Below are 22636 nucleotides of genomic sequence, written 5' to 3' on the forward strand. Positions count from 1 at the left end.
TTCTAAATCTTTCCTATTTGTAAGGACTTGAATTTTGTATACCCTAAAAAATACTCTTCAATACTACCACTAATCATCAAAAACGTACATGGTATTAACATGAAACATCTAATTTGATAAAGCTAATTTAAGTTCACTTTACACTATACTGACGCAAAATTAAAAACGGGAGTTACATTAAATGCAACTCCCGTTTATGATTATCTAGCTGTGGTGCTCGCCAATCGGCGAGTTTTCTTTAGAGACTTCCAGCTTGTTCGCGTAATGTATCTGCTTTATCTGTACGCTCCCAAGGAAGATCAATGTCAGTACGGCCAAAGTGACCGTATGCTGCCGTTTGTTTGTAAATTGGGCGGCGAAGATCAAGCATTTTAATGATTCCAGCTGGGCGAAGATCAAAATTCCCACTTACTAGATCAACTAAAACATCTTCACTTACTGTACCAGTACCAAATGTATCGACAGAAATAGAAACCGGTCTTGCTACACCGATTGCATAAGCAAGCTGTACTTCACATTTGTCTGCAAGTCCTGCTGCTACAATATTTTTCGCAACATAACGAGCGGCATATGCAGCAGAACGGTCCACTTTTGTAGGATCCTTACCGGAGAATGCACCACCGCCATGGCGAGCATAACCACCGTAAGTATCAACGATAATTTTACGGCCTGTTAGACCTGCATCTCCTTGTGGTCCGCCGATAACAAAACGGCCAGTAGGGTTAATGAAGTATTTTGTATTTTCATCGATTAATTCTTTTGGAACAACCGGATTAATGACAAATTCTTTTAAATTACGTTGAATTTGCTCTAAAGTAACATCCGGAGAATGCTGAGTTGAGATTACAATTGTATCAATACGTACAGGTTTGTTAAACTCATCATACTCAACCGTTACTTGGGTTTTTCCATCCGGACGAAGATATGCAAGAACCTCATCTTTGCGGACTTCGGTCAAACGACGAGCAAGCTTGTGTGCAAGTGAAATAGGAAGGGGCATAAGCTCTTTTGTTTCGTTACACGCATAACCAAACATTAAACCTTGGTCACCTGCTCCAATTGCATCAATTTCTTCATCAGACATTTGGCCTTCACGAGATTCAAGTGCTTGGTCAACACCCATTGCAATATCTGCGGACTGCTCATCAATAGAAGTTAAGACTGCACATGTTTCAGCATCAAAACCGTATTTTGCACGATTGTATCCAATACCTCTAATCGTTTCACGAACGATTTTTGGAATGTCCACATATGTAGACGTGGTGATTTCCCCTGCAACGAGGACTAAACCTGTTGTTACAGATGTTTCAGCCGCAACGCGGGCATTAGCATCCTTAGCTAAAATTGCATCTAAAATAGAATCAGAAATTTGGTCACAGATCTTGTCAGGATGACCTTCAGTTACTGATTCAGAAGTGAACAAACGACGCTTTGTTGACATCTGAATTCCTCCTATATTATTGAAATAAAGTGAGGTTATCTGTGTGGGCGTATTACTTTACCTTGCCATTTAACCTCGGATTGACACGGAACTCATTTCCCTTAGTAGTATGAAATAAACATAAGGTTTTTATGAAGTTGCTCCTCTTAATTCGCTTAATGAATAAAGAAAAGCATTTTTAAAGCTAAAAACAAATAACCCTTCCAAAATGAGGAAAGGTTGAAAGCAAATTGTTTCCGGGCCTTTCACTCTTATCGTTCAAGGTCTAGCCTTGCATCAGGTTCAGCACCTTTGCTATAAAAATACCAACTTTAATCGGATATTTTTGCTATATAGCGGGTTGCTGGGTTTCATTGGGCCTGTCCCTCCACCAGCTCGGGATAAGAGAGTATCCGTTCAAGGTAAAATCATAACGCATGATGTCGAACAATGTCAATACCTTATTATATAAAATTCACTATAAAAACCTTACAAAAAGGAAGCTTCATTATTTTTACTTAATTGTTTTTTTAAAAAGTAACACATAATTAAAAAGTTTTTTGAATTTTTAAAGCGATTTGCGAATATATTCGTTAATGCGTTCTAAAAAATTATTTAAATTGCGTGATTAGTATAGACTATTATTCTGAATGTGTTATACTTTTTTCATAAAATGGGAAGGGAAGTTTGTTAAATGTTTTCTATACATATTCCAAGTAAGTTAACTGATTTATTTACAAATGTTCATTCGCAATTATCTGTTCCTCAATTAGTTGAAAAAGTATTATCTCGTAATGAAGGAATCTTAACTTCCACAGGTGCTATCAGCGTTTCGACTGGTAAGTATACAGGGAGATCACCAAAGGATAAATATATCGTAGTCGAAAACTCAACTAAAGACAAAATTGCCTGGGGTCCAAACCAACCTATTACTGAAGAAGCCTTTTTACAGCTACATGATAAAATACTACACTATTTAAAACAAAAGGATGAACTCTTTGTATTTAAAGGTTTTGCCGGTGCTGATAAAAAAAACCAACTACCTATTCAAGTAATTAATGAATACGCATGGCATAATTTGTTTGTTCACCAACTATTTATTCGTCCTAGTGAAGAAGAACTAGCCGAACATCAACCTGAATTCACTGTTATTTGTGCTCCTAACTTCAAAGCAGATCCTGAGGTTGATGGAACAAATTCTGAAACGTTTATTATCATATCCTTTGAACACCGTACCGTTTTAATCGGTGGAACCGAGTATGCTGGGGAAATGAAAAAATCAATTTTCTCTATCATGAACTTCCTTTTACCTGAAAGAAAGAATTTATCTATGCACTGTTCAGCAAACGTTGGAACTGAAGGTGATGTCGCATTATTCTTTGGGCTCTCCGGAACAGGAAAAACAACTTTATCAGCTGATTCAAACCGCCGTTTAATTGGTGATGATGAGCACGGATGGTCTCCAAACGGAGTGTTCAATATTGAGGGAGGCTGCTATGCAAAATGCATTAACCTTTCCCATGAAAAAGAGCCACAAATTTTTGACGCAATTAAATTTGGCGCAGTGCTAGAAAATGTAATCTTAAATAAGGAAACTAGGATTGCTGATTATGAGGACGTAACATTAACAGAAAATACTCGTGCCGCCTATCCACTACATGCATTAGATAATATTGTCGATCCAAGCGTTGCTGGTCATCCAAATACTATTATCTTCTTGACTGCTGACGCGTCTGGGGTTCTACCTCCAATCTCGAAACTAACGAAGGAACAAGCTATGTATCACTTCCTTAGTGGCTACACATCTAAACTTGCTGGTACCGAACGTGGAATTACTTCACCAGAAGCAACATTCTCTACTTGCTTCGGTGCTCCTTTCTTACCTCTACCTGCAACAGTGTATGCTGAAATGCTTGGTGAGAAAATTCTTGAACATAATGCTAAAGTTTTCTTAGTCAATACCGGCTGGACTGGTGGAGAATATGGTGTTGGTAGTAGGATGAAACTTTCTTATACAAGAGCGATGGTAAAAGCAGCACTTGAAGGAGAATTAAACAACGTAGAAACTGTCCAGGACGAAGTTTTTGGATTGAACATCCCTCTCCATGTTACAGGTGTTCCAGATGATGTTCTTTTACCAAATAAAACGTGGGCAGACAAGGACGCATATGTACTAAAAGCAAAAGAATTATCTGCCCAGTTCCGTGAGAACTTCAAAAAATTCAATGATGTCCCTGCATCAATTGCGGTTGATGGCGGGCCAATAGCATAATTTAAAGAAAACCCTTATCAAATCGATAAGGGTTTTACTTTGCCAATAGATTGATTTCGCATCATTTCAATTTGTTGAATTCAATGATACCAATTGATAAGTTAAAATGGTTTGACTATTATGCCATTCTACTTTTTTGATAATAGCAATCCCATTAGAATCACTCTCAATCGCCTTTCTTACCTCAATTGGAATATCTATCGGATATAAACGGTATCCGGCTTTTTCTAAAATAAAAAGGTTTTCTTCTACCCGTTTTTCTCTACCTTTTGTCACAATCATCGTATTTAATTCAAGGGGCATACCCATTTTCATCGCTCCTCTTTATTTTTTACATTTATTTTATCATCTTTTACATTGATTTTTCATCCACCTTGTCAAATCAACCACCAATTTTCTATTAATGCCTGGGGGAAAGTAGTGAGTAAAATCAGCAAAGTACCAACTCTCAACTGGTTTATGTAAAGATTTTAGACGCCTTTCCAACCGATATGCATGCTCAACAGAAACATTTTGATCTTGAACTCCATGAATAATAAGTAGAGGAGCAGACATTTTCTCCAATTGATATAGAGGCGTCCTTACATGATATCGTAACGGAAATTTACTAGGTGTTCCACCAATAACGCGTTTCATCATTTTTCTTAAGTCATTTCTCTCCATATAGGTTAATGTCATATCACTGACACCGCCCCACGTCACAACACTTGCGGCTTCTGGAAACTCAATTGCTGTCAATAATGCCATAACCCCCCCACGTGAAAATCCAAATACATGGATGTCTTTTACATTTGGGAGCGACTTAAGCAATAAAAAAGCAGCAAAAGCATCTTCACGATCCTGCCCGGCAAAATCCTCATACCCCTCTCCACCTTGATTTCCTCGATAAAAGGGAGCAAATACAATAAAGCCCTCGGAGGCAAATTGGGCAATCCGTGCTGGCCTTACCCTCCCAACATTTTTAATACCACCCCTTAAATATAAAAAACCATCATGAACAATCTTATTTATCGGTTCTGCTAGCAATCCTTTCACTTTTAAGCCCTTAGAAAAATACGTAATAACCTTTAATGATACATCCGGATTTGGAGAAGGGAATCGATGAATAGTGATAATTTTCCCATTATGCTCGTCCAAACAATATCTCCACCTTACTGAATTTTTCCATGTGTAATAGTAAAATAAGTTGAGCACAGGATTAGAGAATAGCAGATTCTACTACAATCTTTTCCCTACCCCTTTTAGCTTTAATTTGTTTAATTTTCTTAATACATTCTTTGATGACCAAGTCTTTCATGATAAAGCTGTATTCATTACCAAATCGCAACCGCAAAATATCACCTTTGATTGTTATCGGTCCATTTGTTTCGAAGTAGCTACTCTTTTTGTCGATTCTCTCAACCTGCCCCCAAAAAACAGCTTTAACAAATGATCCTTTTGGGTCCAACACTCGATATTCCCCTATCAGGACAAAATCAGCTACTAGAGCCCCTGTTTCTTCATATACCTCTCTTTTGGCCGCCTCTTCAAGAGTTTCCCCTACCTCCACTTTTCCACCCGGAAATTCCAGGCCTCGAGTTTTGTGATGGGTCAATAACCAGCTATTTTGATATTGGCATATAACCAGAACATGCTTCGCTTTCTCCTCAAAGGAACATGCGGAAAAAGAGAGTTCCACTTCATTTCCACTGGTATCTAAAAATTTTTTCATTTTTTCCTCGCCTCATAATAAAGATTCTACTTTTATTATAAACGATTTCTGTGGAAGAATGGATTATCAACAAATTTTTCAATAATAACAATAGTAAAGGAAACTCTTTGCTCATCCTTTTTTAAAATTGTTCACAAAATCAAATGAATTATTCTTTTTCTTCAAATATGGTTATAATTGTTATAGAGGGTAAATTTGTCCCTTTTACTAAAACGTCATAAAGTTGTAGCGCATAATTAGAAAGTAGGAATAATTTTCTATTTTATGGGTATTGAATAAGTAAGGATTTTAATCAATAAGGAGGTGGAGAAATGAAATTAGTCGATGAGCTATATGATCTTTACCGGAATAAGCTGACAGGTGACGAAGAAGATATTGATATGCTTACCTTTGCTTTTCTAGAAGAAATGACACGTGAAGATTTAATTAGTATGATTGCCGAAATGGATGAACAAGAATTATATGATTTAATGGGGTTATACTTAATTGAAAGCTTAAAGGGGAAGTTTGCTAAGGAAGAATTGGGACAACAGAGAACTCCTACTTATCAACCCCGTAATATACATTAATTTTTTACATAAGTCTGAATTAACGGGTTCCAAAGCAGCTATAAATAACAATGAGTACGACAATGCTAAATTAAAAGATTCCCATTCAAAACTTGAATAGGAATCTTTTTGCCATTTATGCAAAAACTTGTTTTAGATCAGCTTTGCTTTGTTCTAACCAAAAATTCATTAAGTGCTTAGCTCCTTCTAAATCATGAAGCTTTGCTTGACCGCATTGTTTTTCATTAGCAGCTGGAATATCGATAATTTCAAGTGCATCCTTCATCGTATCTTCGAGAAGGTCAATAATCTCTTCTACTTTAGGTTCTCCACTTACGATAAGATAAAAACCTGTTTGGCAACCCATTGGAGAAATATCAATAATATCGAAATGGTTATATTTTTCAACATGCTTGCGAATAGTAAAGGCTAAAAGATGCTCAAGGGTATGGATGGCATCTGGTTTCATTGACTGTTTGTTTGGCTGACAAAAACGGATATCGAATTTATTAACAACTCCATTGGTTCCTACTTTATGGACACCACAATGTCTAACATAGGGGGCTTTCACGGTATTATGATCCAATTCAAAGCTTTCAACTGACGGCAAAATGATCCACTCCTTTTCTAATCTAATTCTATCATACATTAAATTCCGACTTAATTCATCTGTTTTATATGATTATGGACATTTTAGACGTTGAAAATATTTTGTGCTATCTTGGTAATAGTGCATGTAAAGGAGTAAGCCCATGTTAAAAAAAATGTTTATCTCATTAATCCGTTTTTATCAAATAGTGATATCGCCACTTAAACCGCCTACTTGCCGCTTTTATCCAACTTGCTCCCATTATGGTTTGGAAGCTGTTCAGCGTTACGGGGCCATTAAAGGTGGATGGCTTGCAATAAAGCGCATTTTAAAATGTCACCCCTTCCATCCAGGTGGAATAGACCCTGTCCCGGATAAATGGGGAAAGAAAAAAGAAAATTAATTTTTGTATCCTTCAACAACAAGATCAAGTTTTCCTGTACTTGGATCAATAACTAACCCATGAACTGGGACATCTGCTGGCATCAGTGGATGATTTTTAATGACACCCACACTATGTGCCACACTTTCCGTGACGTTATCAAAGCCATGCAACCATTTTTTGAACTTTATTCCTGAATTTGTAAGTGTATTAAGGGTGTCTTCTGATATTCCTCTTTTTTTCATACTTTCAATGACAGTCTCTGCCCTTAAACCGCTCACACCGCAGTCATGATGACCAATAACAAATACCTCATCAGCTTGTAATTCATATACAGCTAAAAGAATACTGCGCATAATACTACCAAATGGATGCGACACAATTGCCCCAGCGTTTTTTACTGTTTTAACATCTCCATTACTTACATTAATGGCTTTTGGTAATAATTCAAGTAACCTTGTATCCATACAAGTAAGAATAACCATTCGTTTTTTTGGCATTTTATTTCTATCATAATTTTCATATTCACGATTTTCTACAAATGTTTTATTGTACTCTAAAATTTCATTTAATAATGTCATATTTATCAAAACTCCTACTATATTTTATTAAAGTATATAAGTATTCAAAAGCAATTTCTAATTTTACGCTTGCATTTACGGGAAATTTTTTGTAAGATCAATTAGGAAATCGGAATCGTTCCTATTTTATATACTCTTATAATAATTGTAAGCCAGTATTAATTTTTAAAAATTTGACCATTAAATCGTAATTAATCCGATTTACATATAACCGAAAGGAGTTTTTATGAAAAGATTTATCGTTTTACTATCTTTCCTAATACCCATCAGCCTTTTCCTTGCTGCATGTTCCAATAGTAATATTCAACCACAAAAAAATGCCAACAAGTTATCTATCTATACGACAGTATTCCCACTTCAATATTTTACAGAACAAATTGGTGGAAAATATGTGGATGTAAAGACTGTTTATCCGCCTGGTGCTGACGAACATACCTTTGAACCCTCGCAAAAGGATATGATGAACCTTGCAGATTCTGACTTATTTTTTTATATTGGCCTAGGACTTGAAGGTTTTGTTGAAAAAGCCAAACAAACATTAAAAGATGAAAATGTTAAACTTATGCCTGTTGCAGATAACCTAAAGCTTCCAAAAATGACCGGAACAGCGCAGGATGAGGATCAACCTGGAGATGTAAACCCGCATGTTTGGTTAGACCCAGTCTATTCAAAAGAAATGTCTGCTATTATAAGGGATGAACTGATTAAAAAAATGCCCAAAAATAAAGCATTCTTTACCCAAAATTATAATAAACTCGCAAAAGAACTAGATGTTCTCAATCAAAATTATCAAAAGACAATCAGCGAGTCGAAAAATAAAAATATTATTGTTACACACGCAGCATTCGGGTATTGGGAGACTCGATATGGATTAAAACAAATTAGCATATCAGGATTATCTACAACAAATGAACCCTCCCAAAAGCAATTAGAGAATGTTGTTTCGCTAGCTGAACAACAGGGAATTCATTATGTCTTGTTCGAGCAAAATTTCAATTCAAAATTAGGAAATATTGTTCAAGAAGAAATAGGTGCAAAGCCCCTAACGATCCACAATTTGGCTGTTTTAACACAGGAAAATATCAACAATAATGAAACTTACTTTACTCTCATGAACAAAAACCTTACTACACTAAAAACTGCATTGAATAAGTAAATGTTAAAAACCTCTCATCCTGAGAGGTTTTTATTTTTAATCCTATTTTAAAGCAAACTCGCCGATGGCAGGCCCCTTAGGGCGATTAGGCGTAGTTGCCCTTATGCGGTTTGAGTCTGATTATTGATCATCGATAGTTACTTATTTTAGTGGTTAACAAAGATAAACCTTCTTATAAGCTAAAAAGGATAATTCCTTTCAGCAACCAGTATTTCCCGAAGCCTTTTTTCATTTATTTGAAACCCAATTCCAGGCTCAGTCGGTATCTTTACCCATCCATTTTCTACGATAACTTCTGGAAAAATAATATCTTCATCCCAGAACCGGCTTGAGGCAGAAATATCCCCAGGAATAGTGAACCCAGGAAGCGTTGCAAGCGCAATATTATGTGCTCGAGAAACTCCAAATTCAATCATGCCTCCACACCAAACCTTGATATTTTTTTCGAGGCAATAATCATGGATCCGCTTTGCTTCGTAAAGTCCACCAACCCGGCCAACTTTAATGTTAATCACTTGACAACTTCCGTATTCAACGGCCTTTCTGGCATCATCAAATGTTACGATACTTTCATCCAAACAAATCGGTGTCTTTACCTCTTTTTGAAGGATAGCATGCTCAATTAGATCATCAAAGGCAAGTGGCTGTTCAATCATCAACAAATTGAATTCGTCCAATGCTTTTAGCCTGTCAATATCCTTTAAAGTATAGGAAGAATTGGCATCCGCCATAATGGGAAGTTCCGGATAGGAGCGGCGAATTTCTGAAAGCAATGTAATATCCTGTCCAGGATGAATCTTAATTTTGAAACGTTGATAACCCTGTCCTAAATAATCTTCGATTTGAGTAAGAGCTTTTACACTTGAATCAGTGGCAACCACAACCCCAGAAGGAATCTTCTCACGGATTCCACCAAGGATTTTCGATAAAGGTGTAGAATTTCTTTTTGCATACAGATCCCATACTGCTGTTTCAAGAGCAGATTTTGCCATATTATTTCTTCGAATCGATTGAAATACTTTAGATAGTTCCTTCGGATGCTGAATGGGGTTCTTTTTTAACAATGGTATCAGGAAATCATTTAGCATATGAAGGCTTGTTTGGACTGTTTCCTCTGTATACCATGGGGATGAAAAGGCAACCCCTTCTCCATACCCGGAAGCACCGTCCAGATCTGTTACCTTGACAATTATACCTTCCCGATCGGTCACTGCGCCTAAATGAGTAAGAAATGGAGATTTTAGCGGCATTTTAATCACATAAATTTGAATGGATGAAATCCTCATTCTTTGCCCCAACTCTCTTTCATAAGTTCACGAAGCTGTCTTCGCAACAGCTTTTTAGCAGCATTTCTGGGAAGCTTTTCAATAAAATAAACATGCCTCGGTACTTTATATTTCGCCAACCGTTCTTGGCAAAATTGTTGAACAAGTTCAAGGGATAATTCTACTCCTTCTCTCTTTACAATAAAAGCGATCGGAACCTGCCCCCATTTTTCATCTTCCATTCCAGTTACACCCACATCGGCTATTCCGGAATGAGCTAACAATGTTGCTTCAATTTCAGCAGGATAAATATTTTCCCCTCCTGAAATAATTAAATCAGCTCTGCGGTCAAGAACATATAAAAAGCCCTCATGATCCATATAACCAATGTCGCCTGTATACAACCAGCCATCTCTTACTTTTTCACTTGTGGCATCTGGACGATATAGGTATCCTTCAGTAACATTTGGCCCTTTTACGACAATTTCTCCTGCTTCCCCTGATGGAGCAACTCTTCCATCTTCTAACTCAATTTTAATTTGAGATGGAAATAACGACTTCCCTGCTGATCCAAGCTTTGAAAGACTATATTCTGGTGACAGTGTAACAATTTGCGAGGAGGTTTCTGTCATTCCATACGTTTGGTAGACGGGTATTTTCTTTTCCACACATGACTGTAGTAAAGGTAGTGGAGCTGGCCCACCTCCAAGTAGCATACAGCGGAAATGACCTGGGAGGCGGTGATCAACAAGTATTTCCACTATTCTTGATAACATCGTTCCTACTACAGACATAATTGTAACTCGTTTATCTTTGATATCATCTATCGTCTTTTGAACATCAAAGCTTTCATGCAAAACAATCGGCATCCCATAAATCACACTTCGCATTACTATCGAATAGCCACTTATATGGAAAAGTGGAACTGAACAAAGCCAGCGATCCTGTTCCGTAAATCCAAGATTTAGTGCTGAACCAACTGAACTCCACCAATGGTTTCCATAAGTCTGTAAAACACCTTTTGGATTACCCGTTGTCCCAGACGTGTACATAATAGTACAAACAGAAGATAAATCGAGTTCTTCCTGAATAATAGGATTTTCTGAAGGCCCATCGAACAACTGCTCCTTCGTTATACTCACTAAGGATGGATCCACTCCATTCAACACATACGAAAATAAGGATTCCAAAATGAGGAATTGCGACCTGGAATCCGTTATCTGCCAAGATAATTCAGTTGCAGTTAGACGATTGTTTAGAATGACAGCTTTTACCCCTAGTAGTTGGAGGGCAAATAAAATAATCACCGTATCGCTATGATTTTTAAGCAATACACCCGCAAAGTCATCCTTACGAAGCCCTAATGATTGTAGCCTTCCCGCTGTCTCTACAGAGCTATCATATAATTCCTTAAATGTTAAGGTTTGATCATTAAAAAAGAGAGCAATTCGATCTGGTGTTAAAAAGGCTCTTTTTTTCAAAAAGTTTGGCATCATTTCATTTTGCATATAGGCACCCACTTATAGAAAAGCAGCCTGATGGGAAACCACCAAGCTGCAGTGAAAGTATTTTTCAAGGAAAACGAGGGAACTGACCGAAATCTGGCTTGCGCTTCTCTTTAAACGAATCTCTGCCTTCTTTCGCCTCATCTGTTGTGTAGTAAAGTAATGTTGCGTCACCTGCAAATTGCTGAATTCCGGCTAAACCGTCTGTATCTGCATTAAAGGCTGCTTTCAAGAAACGAAGTGCCATTGGACTCTTCTCAAGAATTTCTTCACACCATTGGATAGTTTCTTCTTCGACCTTGTCCAAAGGAACAACAGTATTGACTAAGCCCATGTCCAATGCTTCTTGGGCATTGTACTGGCGACATAAAAACCAAATTTCACGTGCTTTTTTATGTCCTACAATTCTCGCAAGGTAGCCAGAACCATAGCCAGCATCAAAGCTGCCTACTTTTGGTCCTGTCTGTCCAAAAATAGCGTTATCTGCTGCAATTGTTAAATCACAAACAATATGTAGCACATGTCCGCCCCCAATAGCGAATCCTTTAACCATCGCAATAACAGGCTTTGGAATAACACGGATTAGACGTTGAAGATCTAGAACATTTAAGCGTGGAATTTGATCTTCCCCAACATATCCTCCATGACCGCGTACCTTTTGGTCACCACCCGAACAAAATGCGTTATCACCTGCACCTGTTAAAACAATAACACCCACATTAGAGTCATCACGTGCATATGCAAAAGCATCAATTAATTCCGTAACGGTTTTTGGACGAAATGCATTGTGTACTTCTGGACGATTAATGGTGATTTTCGCAATTCCATTTGATGTTTCAAATAAAATATCTTCGTAATTTTTAACGGTAGTCCATTCAACTTTCAAAACTAAATCCCCCTTTATTATGTATTTTTCAAAAAGTCACTTACTATTGTACCAAACATTTCTTGATCTTCCACATGATTTGCATGCCCACTGTTGGGAATGGAGATCCAAGCACCATTTTTTAGTTTCTTCTTCATTTTTTCGGCAATAAGGCAAAACTTTTTATCCTTTTCTCCCGTCACTAAAAGAATTTCATGTTGAAGTTGATTCAAATTTTCCCACCATGAAGGTTGCATGCCAGTACCCATTCCTAGCAGACTATTTGCGAGTCCAAATGGATTATTGGATAAACGTTGCCGTCTTATTGTTTTGTTGATTTCATCTGGAAGTTGTTTCATTGTTGAAAAAAGAGGAATATCTTCCCAATAATCAACAAACACCTCAATTCCTTTTTCTCTAATAAAATCTGCAAGTTCTCTATCTTTCATACACCGAAATTCTCTTTCTTCTATTGATGGAAGTCCTGGTGAACTACTTTCTAATATTAGTTTGCGAACTCTTTTTGGGAAAAGAATCGCAAATGTAAGGGCAAGCCTCCCACCCATTGAGTAGCCAAGCAAATCTACTTTATCTATCCCCAATTGATCAAGAATCCCTAGTAAATCCTTTGCTGCAAATTCAATTTTATAGCGGCTGACATTATGAGGTGACTCTGTTTTTCCATGCCCAATAAGATCAGGAATAATTAATTTTGAATGCTTGCCCCAATCTCTATAAAAAGGCTTCCAAGTTGTCGATTCACCTGTAAATCCATGCAAAAGTAATAATGGAAAACCCTCGCCATAAACATCAACATAATAGCGAACGCCATTTATAAGATAGCTCATCCCTGACAGCCTTTTACAAAGTTCGATATTTCCCCGGAAACTAAATTCCATATTTCGCGATGTTCTTTACTATTTCTGTCTCTATTTGTTTCTATTTCCCAAACATTTAAGCCTCGATAATTTTCGGTTGGCCTCATAACTGCCGCCAAATGATCCCAATCATTAATTCTCACAAATTCCCCATTATACATTCGAACCACATGCTCAAAGTCAAGATCTATGGGTGTTCCAAAGAGGAACTCGAAGTTTTTTGGATGTTGCGATTGTGGTAAAAAGGAAAAAATGCCTCCACCATTATTATTTACTAATATAATATGAATATCAATATTATACAGTTTCGCAGCTAATAGACCATTTAAGTCATGGAAAAAGGTTAGGTCGCCTACAACTAGATAAAGTGGCTCTGAAAATAATGCAGCCCCTAAAGCTGTCGAAATCGTCCCATCTATTCCATTCGCTCCTCTATTTGCCATAATCCTGATCGATTTATTATTCATGTGGAAGAAACTATCCAAATCCCTAATTGGCATACTATTTCCAACAAATAATGTTGCACCTTCAGGAAGCATATCAGCCAATTGATAGAATAAACGACTTTCATTTAATTCTAGCGAATCCCTTACAGGTGCTAGATTTTCTTTTGTAAGAGTATTTATCCTCTTCCAATTCTCCATATACTCATTATTGGTTACCCCTTCAACATGAGGGATAATTCCCTCACAAAATTTAGTCTCATTACAATAGACCATATTCGTCGAAAGGGCCGCTGGGTCGCGCCAACCTGCACCGCCATCCACCACAAATTGAACTGAATTATGATTTTCCTTCAAGAAAATAGTTAAAGCCTTAGAAACTGGCATCGCCCCAAATCGCAAAACAATATCAGGTTTTAAAAATGACTTAGCATCTTCATTCCGTAAAAATGTATCATATGCCTCTATGATAGCTTCACTGCTATGTTTTCCGCTTCTTAATTGTGATAATGGATCCGCAAGAATAGGGAAATTTAATGTAGTTGCAAGGCGTGTGATGGCATCTACAAATTCTTGATCTTCGATTTGTCCACAAATAATAATTCCTTTTTCATGTTTACTTAAAACACCAGCAATCTCTTTAAATTGGTCCTGCCCTATCGATAATTCTCCATTTATCACATTTACGTAACCGTTTGGTCGCTCTGTAAAGTCAAAAATACCTTCATCCAATAGTGGAATGAGTGGTTCGCGGAATGGAAAATTCAAGTGAACTGGTCCCGCAGGTGCTTGAGTTGCAACTGCAGCTGCTCTAGCACATACCGTTCTAACATAGCGAATCATTTCATCACTTTTTTCAGGTAGTGCCATTTCCACAAACCATTTTACATGGTTACCATATAATTGATTTTGATCAATTGCTTGTGGAGCCCCTACATCTCTTAGTTCGTGAGGCCTGTCAGCAGTGAGTATAATTAGCGGAATACGAGAATAATGTGCCTCGACAATAGCTGGATAGTAATTAGCTGTTGCAGTCCCTGAAGTACAAAGGATCGCAACAGGTTTTTGTTTCGCCTTCGCAATACCTAGTGCAAAGAATGCAGCAGAACGTTCATCTATATGGATATGAATATTTAGTTCCGGGTGTTCCGCCATTACCATAGCCATTGGAGTGGATCTTGATCCTGGACTTATGACAACTTCTGTTACACCTTTATAAACTAATTCTGCTACAAAGGCAGCTGTGTATGCTGTTAATGATTCCTGATGGTTCATATTATTTTCCTCCAAGAGCTGTAAGCATCGGTCTAAATTTCAAGCTCGTTTCTAAATACTCGCTTTCAGAATCAGAATCTGCCACGACACCGCAGCCGGCAAACAAGGATGCTTCTTTCCCTTGCAATAATCCGGAACGAATTGAGACAGCAAATTCTCCATTTCCTTTATAATCTATCCAGCCAAGCGGTCCAGCGTAATATCCTCGATCAAGCATTTCCACCTGCCGTATTTTTTCAATAGCCTCTTTTTTAGGAAGCCCTCCTAATGCAGGAGTCGGATGAAGCCTGTCCACTAATAAAAGTATGGATGTATCTTTTTTAATTTTTCCAACGACCGGTGTATAAAGATGCTGGATATCTCTCATTTTCATTAATTGCGGATTTGCCGGGAGAATAACCTCTTCGCAAGATTCTTCCATCGCGTTTTGAATCATTTCAACAACAAATTGATGTTCAATTAAATTTTTTTGATCTTTTAGTAAAGTGTCACCTAATAATTGATCCTCATCGCTTGTTTTCCCTCTGGAAATAGAACCAGCCAGACATGTTGAAAAAACCTCTTCCTCTTGCTTTTTCACAAGTCGTTCAGGTGATGCACCAATAAAGCAATTATCATTTGTTTCAAAAGCAAAAATGAAACTTTCCCTTTGTTCCTCAAGCAAATGGGATAATACAGTATCAGCCTCGATAGTATCATCAAAAAATAGCCTCAATTCACGAGCGAGGACAACCTTCTTCATCGGACCTTTTTTTAAATCATTAACGACTTCATCAACGGTCACTTTCCATTCTTGTGGTGAAACTTCTTTCGTGTCCAAAAGGTTAGCTGATTTAAATTGGAAGCCTTTATGTAGAGAATTTAGGAGCTGCGTTCTTTCATCTAGTACCTTTTGAAATAAAGAAAGATCATCATTCTGGGAACAAACAATATTTGTCGTGAAGAATGCCTGGCCTTTGATTATACTGAGCATATATTTAGGTACATGTAACTGGGACTCACCGTACTTTAACCACAGATTCGTTTTCTCTTTATACGGGTCAAAGGAAAATCCACCAAACATCAAGGGTCCAATCCCATTTTCAGTATATGGATTATTAATCATACTTTCAGTTATAAATTCTTTCCACATGCTTTCAACATGAAAAAAGCGGTCAGCAGCCTGATCCGATTGTATTTGCTTCAATATGCCAATTCCAATAAGTAACATTTCATCAGAAGGGTCTTTCCAGAAAAAACGTTCACCCAAAAAGAGCTCTCTTCCATTGTGAAAAAATAATAAAGGGTCAATTGGGTCAATTTTGTGAACATCACTTACCAAAATAGACCTCCCCATTTGTTTAGCTTGATTAATGGCCAATAATCCTATTTCTTTTAATCCCGTTTCTTGAATGGTAACCAAAAAAATCCCTCCAAAACAGCCTTTATTGCTGTTATCCACCCATTTTTAGCTTATTTTAAGATACTACTCCAAATGGAATGGTGTCAATAATGCATCTCACTTTGAAAGCCTAATTCATACCTTATTATATATCAAAACATGTAGAACGGGTTGTATACTGTTTTATCTATTTTCCAACATTTTGGAATTATGTTCTATTTCTTCATATAGAAAGTCATTGACACTAGTTGTGTGTTTCCCTAAACTAAGGTTTGGAAAGAAATCTATATTATTTGAACTACTATTATTTTTTAGAAATAGGTTTATCTTTTTAAAAGGGGGAGAACAAAATGCAGCCACAATTAAAGTCAGAAACTAAGCCTGTCATCGAATCAAACCGTGGTTTTTCAATTTGGTGGAAAATGACCCGCCCACATACATTAACAGCATCGTTTGTACCGGTATTGCTTGGTTCCGCCCTTGCACTCAAATATGGAAAAATCCATTTCGGGCTCTTTTTTGCGATGTTAATTGCTAGTTTGCTTATCCAAATTGCTACTAATATGTTTAATGAATACTTTGATTATAAGCGTGGACTTGATAATGAGCATTCCGTTGGGATCGGGGGAACAATTGTCCGTGATGGTATAAAACCGAAAACAGTCATGACTCTTGCCTTTAGTTTTTACGGTATTGCCTTGTTGTTAGGCATTTATATTTGTGCCAATAGTAGTTGGTGGTTAGCATTACTTGGACTAATATGTATGACAGTCGGTTATTTCTATACCGGTGGACCACTTCCAATTGCCTATACGCCATTTGGAGAAATCGTTGCTGGTTTCTTTATGGGACTACTGATTATTTTAATTTCATTTTTTATTCAAACTGGAACAGTGGACAAGACAAGCATTCTCGTTTCCATCCCAATTATGATTCTTGTTGGTGAAATACTACTATCAAATAATATTCGTGACCTTGATGGGGACAAACTAAATGGTCGTAAGACACTAGCAATTCTCTTAGGTAAGAAAAAGGCTATTTATTTACTTGCTAGCATGTTCATTCTTTCTTATCTTTGGGTCTTCGCTCTTATCATAGCTGGAATTGCCCCAATTTGGATTGCACTTGTCATCTTAAGTGCTCCCAAAGCTATTAAAGCGACAAAAGGATTTATTGAAAACTCTTTACCTATTCAGATGGCACCCGCAATGAAAGCAACCGCTCAAACAAACACATTTTTTGGATTCCTGATGACAGTTGGCATATTCATTGGACACTTCTTCTCATAATAAAGAAAACTCGCCGATTGGCGAGCCCCTAAGGGCGATGTCAGAGGCGTAGTTGCCCTTATGCGCTAGCAGAATTTATGGTTATAAATTCCGATTAGCTAAAGAAAACTCGCCGATTGGCGAGTCCTTAAGGGTGAGTCAGAGGAGTAGCTAGGAAAGAAGGGACTGAAAAATTTCAGTCCCTTCTTTTTGCAGGTTTTATCCCCCAAATTTCATCAGCATATTCTTTAATTGTTCGATCACTTGAAAAATAGCCTGCATTGGCGATATTCACTAAGCTTTTCTTCTGCCATTCAGTCTTATTTTCATAGGACTTCCCAATTCTATTTTGAACATCAGCATAAGCGGCAAAATCCCTTAAAACGAAATATGAATCATTTTCTGCAAGTAAAGAATCAAAAATGGGTTCAAATTCATTGTAAGCTGTTGAAAAGAAACCATTTATCAGCTGATCAACGATCTGTTTGATACGATTGTCATGATGGTAATATTCGATTGATTGATATCCTCCATGCTGACCATAATGAAGAACCTCCGCTGATGTTAACCCAAAAGTAAATATATTTTGGTCGCCCACTTGTTCGCGAATTTCTATATTAGCACCATCAAGAGTCCCTACAGTCAGAGCACCATTAATCATGAATTTCATATTCCCTGTACCTGAAGCTTCCTTACTAGCGGTGGAAATTTGTTCACTTACATCTGTTGCAGGGAAAATTTTCTCCGCCAATGAAACCCGGTAATTTTCGAGAAAAACCACTTTAATTTTGTCACCAATAGTTGGGTCAAAATTGACCTTTTCAGCAACAGCATGAATTAACTTTATTATTTTTTTTGCGTAGTAATAGCCAGGAGATGCTTTTGCCCCAAAAATAAACACTCTAGGAAACATCCTGAAACTAGAATCCTGTTTCATTTGATTGTAAAGGTGCATAATGTGTAAAACATTTAGAAGCTGACGTTTATAGGCATGAAGCCTCTTCACTTGAACATCAAAAATGGCTTGCGCATCTACGACTATTCCCGTTTGAGTAAGGATTAAATCTGAAAGTCTTTGCTTATTCTCTCTTTTTATCTGAAACAAATCTTCTAATAATACAGCATCATTTTGATAATCAAGTAAATTAGTAAGTTCCTGCGCTGATTGGATCCAGGAAGGTCCTATTGCATCTGTCAATAGGTTCGCAAGTTTAGGATTAGCCTTTAAAAGCCAGCGCCGGTGTGCAATCCCATTGGTCTTATTGTTGAATTTATCTGGAAACAATTGATAAAAGTTATTCATTTCTCTCTGTTTTAGAATTTCCGTATGTAGCTTTGCTACTCCATTGATGCTAAAGCTTCCTACAATAGCCAAGTGTGCCATTTTTACTTGATCATGGGCAATAATAGCCATTTCCCCAATTCGATCCCAATCCCCAGGGTATTTCTCCCAAAGATCCTTGCAAAATCGTTCATTTATTTCTTCCACAATCATAAAAATCCTAGGAAGAAGAGGTTGGAAAATTCGAATTGGCCATTTTTCTAGTGCTTCTGTTAAGGTTGTATGATTTGTATAAGAAATTGTGTTTTTTGTAATGTTCCATGCTTCATCCCAGTTCATACCTTCATTATCAATCAAGATTCTCATTAATTCTGGGATTGCCAGAACTGGATGGGTATCGTTAATATGAATACATACATGATGGTGCAGCTTTTTTAAATTTGCATGCTGTTTCAGATACGATCTCACTATGGATTGAATGCTTGCAGACACTAAAAAGTATTGTTGTTTTAGTCTGAGAATTTTTCCTTCATCATGAGAATCATCAGGATATAAAAATTCAGAAACAGTCTCCGTTTCACGTTTATATTTTAATATATCTTTATAAATCGGAAATTGAGATGGTTCAGCAGTCCAAAGCCTAAGAGTGTTGATCGTGTTTGTGTTATACCCAACAACAGGCATATCATAAGGAACAGCCGTTACTGATTCCGAATGGATGTGATGAAAGACAAGGCGGTCGTTCTCCACCTTTTCCTCAACTTGCCCCCAAAACGGGACTTTTACAGCTAGGTCTGCTTTACGAATCTCCCAAACATTCCCACTCCTAAGCCATTGCTCTGGAAGTTCAACCTGGTATCCATCAACAATTTTCTGTTCGAATAATCCATGCTTGTAACGAATCCCGTATCCATGCCCTGGAAGATCAAGTGATGCCAATGAGTCTAAAAAACAGGCAGCCAGTCTCCCTAAACCGCCATTTCCGAGGCCTGCATCTGCTTCAAATTCTTCTAGTCCATTTAAGTCAATTCCAAGCTCTTGAAGGCCTTTTTGCACCGTTTCCTCAATGCCCAAATTAATTAAATTTTGCCTTAATAGTTTTCCTAATAAATACTCAATAGATAAATAGTATACTTGTTTTTCATCAGCTGATCGATATCGTTCATTTGTCCGAATCCAATTATTGCTAACACATTCACGGATCATATTCCCTACCGTTTCGTAATGATCCCTTTCAGTACTTTCTTCAAAGCTTTTCCCGCAAAGCATCTCAAGCCTTTTTAAAAAAGTTTTCTTAAACTTTTCTTTTTCAGAAAACATGCGTTTCACTCCTTGAGATGACCTCTGCATAGAGTTGGTTATATTTAAAGGCTGACTGTGCCCAGCTATAATCCCTTTCCATTACCTTCTTTACAATTTTTTCCCATGAATCTTTATCGCGATAGAAATGAATTGCCCTCTTGATAGTATAAAGCATGTCATGGGCATTAAAGTTTCGGAATGTAAAACCATTTCCTTCTTCCGTAAATTCATTCCATGATTCTACTGTATCATTCAAACCGCCTGTTTCCCGTGTAATCGGGATTGCGCCATATTTCATGGCAATCAACTGTCCAAGACCACATGGTTCAAACTTTGAAGGCATTAAAAACAAATCTGCCCCTGCATATAGTTTATGTGCCAAGTCTTCATTGAACCCAATGTGAACCTTAAACTTGTCAGGATAACTATTTGCAGCCTGTCGCAAATAGTCTTCATTTTCGTAATCCCCTGTTCCAAGGATGATTAATTGAATATCTTCCTGTAAAATTTCATGTAAAACATATTTAATAAGATCTAACCCTTTTTGCTTTGTTAGCCGCGAAATCATTACCATTAACGGAACATCAGAACGCTCTGGTAATTGAAAGAGTTTTTGAACCTCTCGTTTATTTTCTGATTTATTTTTAAAATCATGTGACGTGAACGTTTTAAAAATAGAAAGATCTACAGCTGGATTATAAATGTCTTCATCAATTCCATTTATGATTCCAATTAGATCCTCTTCCCTCGCCCTAAGCAGACCGTCTAATTTTTCACCGTATTGGGATGTTTGAATTTCTTGTTTATAGGTTGGGCTAACAGTGGTAATTTTATCTGAAGCTACCAATGCTCCTTTCATAAAATTCACATTGCCAAAGAACTCCAAATGCTCTGGATGAAAGGACTGACAATTTAGGCCTAACAAATCCCCTAGAGTTTCTTTTGGAAAGATACCTTGAAATTGAAGATTATGAATCGTAAACACAGTCCGCATTTGGCCATATCCACTTCTTTTATAGTAATCTACTCTTAATAAATAGGGGACAAGGGCAGTATGCCAATCATGACAATGCAAAACGTCCGGATAGAAATCTAGATATGCTAAACTTTCTAGCACAGCTCTATTAAAATAAGCAAATCTTTCGCCGTCATCATAATATCCATAAAGGCGATCTCTTTTAAAATAATATTCATTGTCTACAAAATAAAAAGTAATTCCTTGAAACTCGAGCTTTTCAATTCCACAATATTGACTCCTCCAGCCAACAGGAACAGAAAATTCATTTACCTTTTTCATTTTCCTTTTGTAATTTTCGGCTATAGAACTATATTTGGGAAGAATTACTCTAACATCAGTTCCAAGACTTTTTAATTCTTTAGGCAGAGAACCTGCAACATCGGCAAGCCCCCCTGATTTTGCAAATGGGCCACATTCAGAAACAGCAAATAAAACTTTCACGAATTCATCAACGCTCCTTGCACTGTACCTTTTCGAATTACATAAGGGTCCTGGGTAGTTCCAGTTAAAACAGTACCCGCTTCTACTATTACATCTTTATCTAAGATAACGGAATCAAGATAGCAATTTTCCCCGATTTGGGACTTTTGCATAATGATGCAATTCTTTAAAACAGCGCCTTTGCCAATTTTAACTCCCCGGGAGATAATACTCTTTTCTATACATCCATTAATGATGCACCCATTGGCTATCATTGAATTTTTAACCGATGAATTCTTCATATATTTCGTTGGAGGTTCATCTTTTACTTTTGTAAAAATGGGCTGTTCCTTTAAAAACAATCGATTCCATACATCTGATTCCAATAATCCGATACTTGTCGAAAAGTACGTTTGAATCGAATCAACCATTGTGGCATACCCACTATATTTATAATGACAAATAGCATAAAAGTGGCGGATATCGTTTACAACATCCTCCATACACATGTTACCCGTCTCATTTCTTGTTTGAATGAGGTCAATCAGTAAGGATGTTTTAAGTAAATACATTCCAAGTGATCTTCCATCCTGATGATGGACTTCGGTAATATCACATCCTGAATCGATATGCCAATCTAATAAAGGACCAAAATCCATATTAAATACTGTATAGCAATTAGTAATAATAGAATATTTTTGTGAGCTCCGATGGAAAAAATCTAAATTGGCTGCAAAGTTATTAAAAGAGCCAATCCCATTATGATTATCTTCCTGATCAACAGAAGGACATGGGAAGAAAAAAAGGCCATCTCGTTTGCGATTCAACCCCCAATTTTTCCCCGATCCAAGATGGTCCATTAATGACCGATATTGTAATTTTGGAAATATCGCTACACTATTAATCCCCGAATTCACCATATTGGACAGAACAAAGTCAATGATCCGATATCGTCCTCCAAATGGTAATGCTGCTAATGAGCGATGTGATAGAAGGTCCTCTAAGTCTTGATGATAGTTTGTTGCATCAATTATGCCTAATAGCCTTTTGTTCAATTTAATAGTCCCTCCTATAT

The 22636-nt window shown here is 37.1% G+C and carries 20 protein-coding genes and 1 riboswitch; of the genes, 5 read left to right on the forward strand and 15 right to left on the reverse strand.

Going from position 1 to position 22636, the window contains the following annotated elements:
• Positions 1-238: 238 nt before the first annotated feature.
• Positions 239-1441: a methionine adenosyltransferase gene (gene metK / locus RCG20_RS07435; protein ID WP_308183598.1), complete on the reverse strand. Its 1203-nt coding sequence runs from the start codon at positions 1439-1441 to the stop codon at positions 239-241.
• Positions 1442-1689: 248 nt separating this feature from the next.
• A riboswitch (SAM riboswitch) is annotated at positions 1690-1828 on the reverse strand.
• 286 nt (positions 1829-2114) lie between these two features.
• Here metK and pckA point away from each other — a divergent pair.
• Entirely contained in the window at positions 2115-3692 is a 1578-nt protein-coding gene (pckA, locus tag RCG20_RS07440; protein ID WP_308183599.1) for a phosphoenolpyruvate carboxykinase (ATP), read from the forward strand.
• Positions 3693-3758: 66 nt separating this feature from the next.
• Here pckA and RCG20_RS07445 read toward each other — a convergent pair whose 3' ends face one another.
• The 3 genes from RCG20_RS07445 to ytkD form a co-directional block, all read right to left on the reverse strand.
• On the reverse strand, positions 3759-4001 hold the full coding sequence (locus RCG20_RS07445) for a DUF2584 domain-containing protein (RefSeq protein ID WP_308183600.1): 243 nt from the start codon (positions 3999-4001) through the stop codon (positions 3759-3761).
• Positions 4002-4037: 36 nt separating this feature from the next.
• Complete coding sequence (locus RCG20_RS07450; protein WP_308183601.1) at positions 4038-4829, reverse strand: alpha/beta hydrolase family protein; 792 nt, start codon at positions 4827-4829, stop codon at positions 4038-4040.
• Positions 4830-4890: 61 nt separating this feature from the next.
• Positions 4891-5403, reverse strand: coding sequence for an RNA deprotection pyrophosphohydrolase (gene ytkD, locus RCG20_RS07455; protein ID WP_308183602.1), 513 nt, complete (start codon positions 5401-5403; stop codon positions 4891-4893).
• A gap of 311 nt (positions 5404-5714) precedes the next feature.
• On the opposite strand from ytkD, the gene RCG20_RS07460 reads away from it, so the two are divergent.
• Positions 5715-5972, forward strand: coding sequence for a DUF6154 family protein (locus RCG20_RS07460; RefSeq protein ID WP_308183603.1), 258 nt, complete (start codon positions 5715-5717; stop codon positions 5970-5972).
• A gap of 115 nt (positions 5973-6087) precedes the next feature.
• Here the strand turns inward: RCG20_RS07460 and RCG20_RS07465 are convergent, their stop codons facing one another.
• Positions 6088-6561 carry an S-ribosylhomocysteine lyase gene (locus RCG20_RS07465; RefSeq protein ID WP_308183604.1) on the reverse strand — a complete coding sequence of 158 codons (474 nt, stop codon included), beginning with the start codon at positions 6559-6561 and terminating at the stop codon, positions 6088-6090.
• A 142-nt stretch (positions 6562-6703) separates the two neighbouring features.
• Here RCG20_RS07465 and yidD point away from each other — a divergent pair, with 142 nt between their 5' ends.
• Positions 6704-6943 (forward strand): membrane protein insertion efficiency factor YidD, encoded by a 240-nt coding sequence (gene yidD / locus RCG20_RS07470; RefSeq protein WP_308183605.1) that lies wholly within the window; start codon positions 6704-6706, stop codon positions 6941-6943.
• Here yidD and RCG20_RS07475 read toward each other — a convergent pair.
• Positions 6940-7503 (reverse strand): beta-class carbonic anhydrase, encoded by a 564-nt coding sequence (locus RCG20_RS07475; RefSeq protein WP_308183606.1) that lies wholly within the window; start codon positions 7501-7503, stop codon positions 6940-6942. The two genes, yidD and RCG20_RS07475, sit on opposite strands and share 4 nt — an antisense overlap.
• A 226-nt stretch (positions 7504-7729) precedes the next feature.
• Here RCG20_RS07475 and RCG20_RS07480 point away from each other — a divergent pair, with 226 nt between their 5' ends.
• On the forward strand, positions 7730-8659 hold the full coding sequence (locus RCG20_RS07480; protein ID WP_308183607.1) for a metal ABC transporter substrate-binding protein: 930 nt from the start codon (positions 7730-7732) through the stop codon (positions 8657-8659).
• A 179-nt stretch (positions 8660-8838) separates the two neighbouring features.
• Here the strand turns inward: RCG20_RS07480 and menC are convergent, their stop codons facing one another.
• The 6 genes from menC to RCG20_RS07510 form a co-directional block, all read right to left on the reverse strand.
• A complete protein-coding gene (gene menC, locus RCG20_RS07485; RefSeq protein ID WP_308183608.1) occupies positions 8839-9945 on the reverse strand; it encodes an o-succinylbenzoate synthase in 1107 nt (368 codons plus the stop codon).
• On the reverse strand, positions 9942-11432 hold the full coding sequence (locus RCG20_RS07490; protein WP_308183609.1) for an o-succinylbenzoate--CoA ligase: 1491 nt from the start codon (positions 11430-11432) through the stop codon (positions 9942-9944). The genes menC and RCG20_RS07490 overlap by 4 nt, the downstream gene beginning before the upstream one ends.
• Positions 11433-11496: 64 nt before the next feature.
• A complete protein-coding gene (menB, locus tag RCG20_RS07495) occupies positions 11497-12315 on the reverse strand; it encodes a 1,4-dihydroxy-2-naphthoyl-CoA synthase (RefSeq protein ID WP_308183610.1) in 819 nt (272 codons plus the stop codon).
• 17 nt (positions 12316-12332) lie between these two features.
• The gene (gene menH / locus RCG20_RS07500) at positions 12333-13142 is read right to left on the reverse strand and encodes a 2-succinyl-6-hydroxy-2,4-cyclohexadiene-1-carboxylate synthase (RefSeq protein WP_308183611.1); all 810 of its coding nucleotides are present in this window, start codon (positions 13140-13142) and stop codon (positions 12333-12335) included.
• The gene (gene menD / locus RCG20_RS07505) at positions 13139-14890 is read right to left on the reverse strand and encodes a 2-succinyl-5-enolpyruvyl-6-hydroxy-3-cyclohexene-1-carboxylic-acid synthase (RefSeq protein WP_308183612.1); all 1752 of its coding nucleotides are present in this window, start codon (positions 14888-14890) and stop codon (positions 13139-13141) included. The genes menH and menD overlap by 4 nt, the downstream gene beginning before the upstream one ends.
• A 1-nt stretch (position 14891) precedes the next feature.
• Entirely contained in the window at positions 14892-16292 is a 1401-nt protein-coding gene (locus RCG20_RS07510; RefSeq protein WP_308183613.1) for an isochorismate synthase, read from the reverse strand.
• A 329-nt stretch (positions 16293-16621) separates the two neighbouring features.
• Between RCG20_RS07510 and RCG20_RS07515 the strand changes: the two genes are divergently transcribed.
• Positions 16622-17560 carry a 1,4-dihydroxy-2-naphthoate polyprenyltransferase gene (locus RCG20_RS07515; RefSeq protein ID WP_308183614.1) on the forward strand — a complete coding sequence of 313 codons (939 nt, stop codon included), beginning with the start codon at positions 16622-16624 and terminating at the stop codon, positions 17558-17560.
• A gap of 175 nt (positions 17561-17735) precedes the next feature.
• Here RCG20_RS07515 and RCG20_RS07520 read toward each other — a convergent pair whose 3' ends face one another.
• From RCG20_RS07520 to RCG20_RS07530, 3 genes are read right to left on the reverse strand one after another with little or no spacing between them, the layout of a single operon-like run.
• Positions 17736-20141, reverse strand: coding sequence for a glycogen/starch/alpha-glucan phosphorylase (locus tag RCG20_RS07520; protein ID WP_308183615.1), 2406 nt, complete (start codon positions 20139-20141; stop codon positions 17736-17738).
• Complete coding sequence (gene glgA, locus RCG20_RS07525; RefSeq protein ID WP_308183616.1) at positions 20131-21582, reverse strand: glycogen synthase GlgA; 1452 nt, start codon at positions 21580-21582, stop codon at positions 20131-20133. The genes RCG20_RS07520 and glgA overlap by 11 nt, the downstream gene beginning before the upstream one ends.
• The gene (locus tag RCG20_RS07530; RefSeq protein WP_308183617.1) at positions 21579-22616 is read right to left on the reverse strand and encodes a GlgC family sugar phosphate nucleotidyltransferase; all 1038 of its coding nucleotides are present in this window, start codon (positions 22614-22616) and stop codon (positions 21579-21581) included. Before RCG20_RS07530 ends, glgA begins: the two co-directional genes overlap by 4 nt.
• Between the last annotated feature and the right edge of the window lie 20 nt (positions 22617-22636).

Origin of the sequence: Neobacillus sp. PS3-40, from assembly GCF_030915485.1 — a bacterium.
Taxonomy (GTDB): Bacteria; Bacillota; Bacilli; order Bacillales; family Cytobacillaceae; genus JAUZPL01.

Bases quoted from the DNA above. Each gene is read 5' to 3' on its own strand.
- metK (WP_308183598.1), bottom strand. From the start codon at position 1,441: ATGTCAACAAAGCGTCGTTTGTTCACTTCTGAATCAGTAACTGAAGGT.
- pckA (WP_308183599.1), top strand. From the start codon at position 2,115: ATGTTTTCTATACATATTCCAAGTAAGTTAACTGATTTATTTACAAAT.
- RCG20_RS07445 (WP_308183600.1), bottom strand. From the start codon at position 4,001: ATGGGTATGCCCCTTGAATTAAATACGATGATTGTGACAAAAGGTAGA.
- ytkD (WP_308183602.1), bottom strand. From the start codon at position 5,403: ATGAAAAAATTTTTAGATACCAGTGGAAATGAAGTGGAACTCTCTTTT.
- RCG20_RS07460 (WP_308183603.1), top strand. From the start codon at position 5,715: ATGAAATTAGTCGATGAGCTATATGATCTTTACCGGAATAAGCTGACA.
- yidD (WP_308183605.1), top strand. From the start codon at position 6,704: ATGTTAAAAAAAATGTTTATCTCATTAATCCGTTTTTATCAAATAGTG.
- RCG20_RS07475 (WP_308183606.1), bottom strand. From the start codon at position 7,503: ATGACATTATTAAATGAAATTTTAGAGTACAATAAAACATTTGTAGAA.
- RCG20_RS07480 (WP_308183607.1), top strand. From the start codon at position 7,730: ATGAAAAGATTTATCGTTTTACTATCTTTCCTAATACCCATCAGCCTT.
- menC (WP_308183608.1), bottom strand. From the start codon at position 9,945: ATGAGGATTTCATCCATTCAAATTTATGTGATTAAAATGCCGCTAAAA.
- RCG20_RS07490 (WP_308183609.1), bottom strand. From the start codon at position 11,432: ATGCAAAATGAAATGATGCCAAACTTTTTGAAAAAAAGAGCCTTTTTA.
- menH (WP_308183611.1), bottom strand. From the start codon at position 13,142: ATGAGCTATCTTATAAATGGCGTTCGCTATTATGTTGATGTTTATGGC.
- menD (WP_308183612.1), bottom strand. From the start codon at position 14,890: ATGAACCATCAGGAATCATTAACAGCATACACAGCTGCCTTTGTAGCA.
- RCG20_RS07515 (WP_308183614.1), top strand. From the start codon at position 16,622: ATGCAGCCACAATTAAAGTCAGAAACTAAGCCTGTCATCGAATCAAAC.
- RCG20_RS07520 (WP_308183615.1), bottom strand. From the start codon at position 20,141: ATGTTTTCTGAAAAAGAAAAGTTTAAGAAAACTTTTTTAAAAAGGCTT.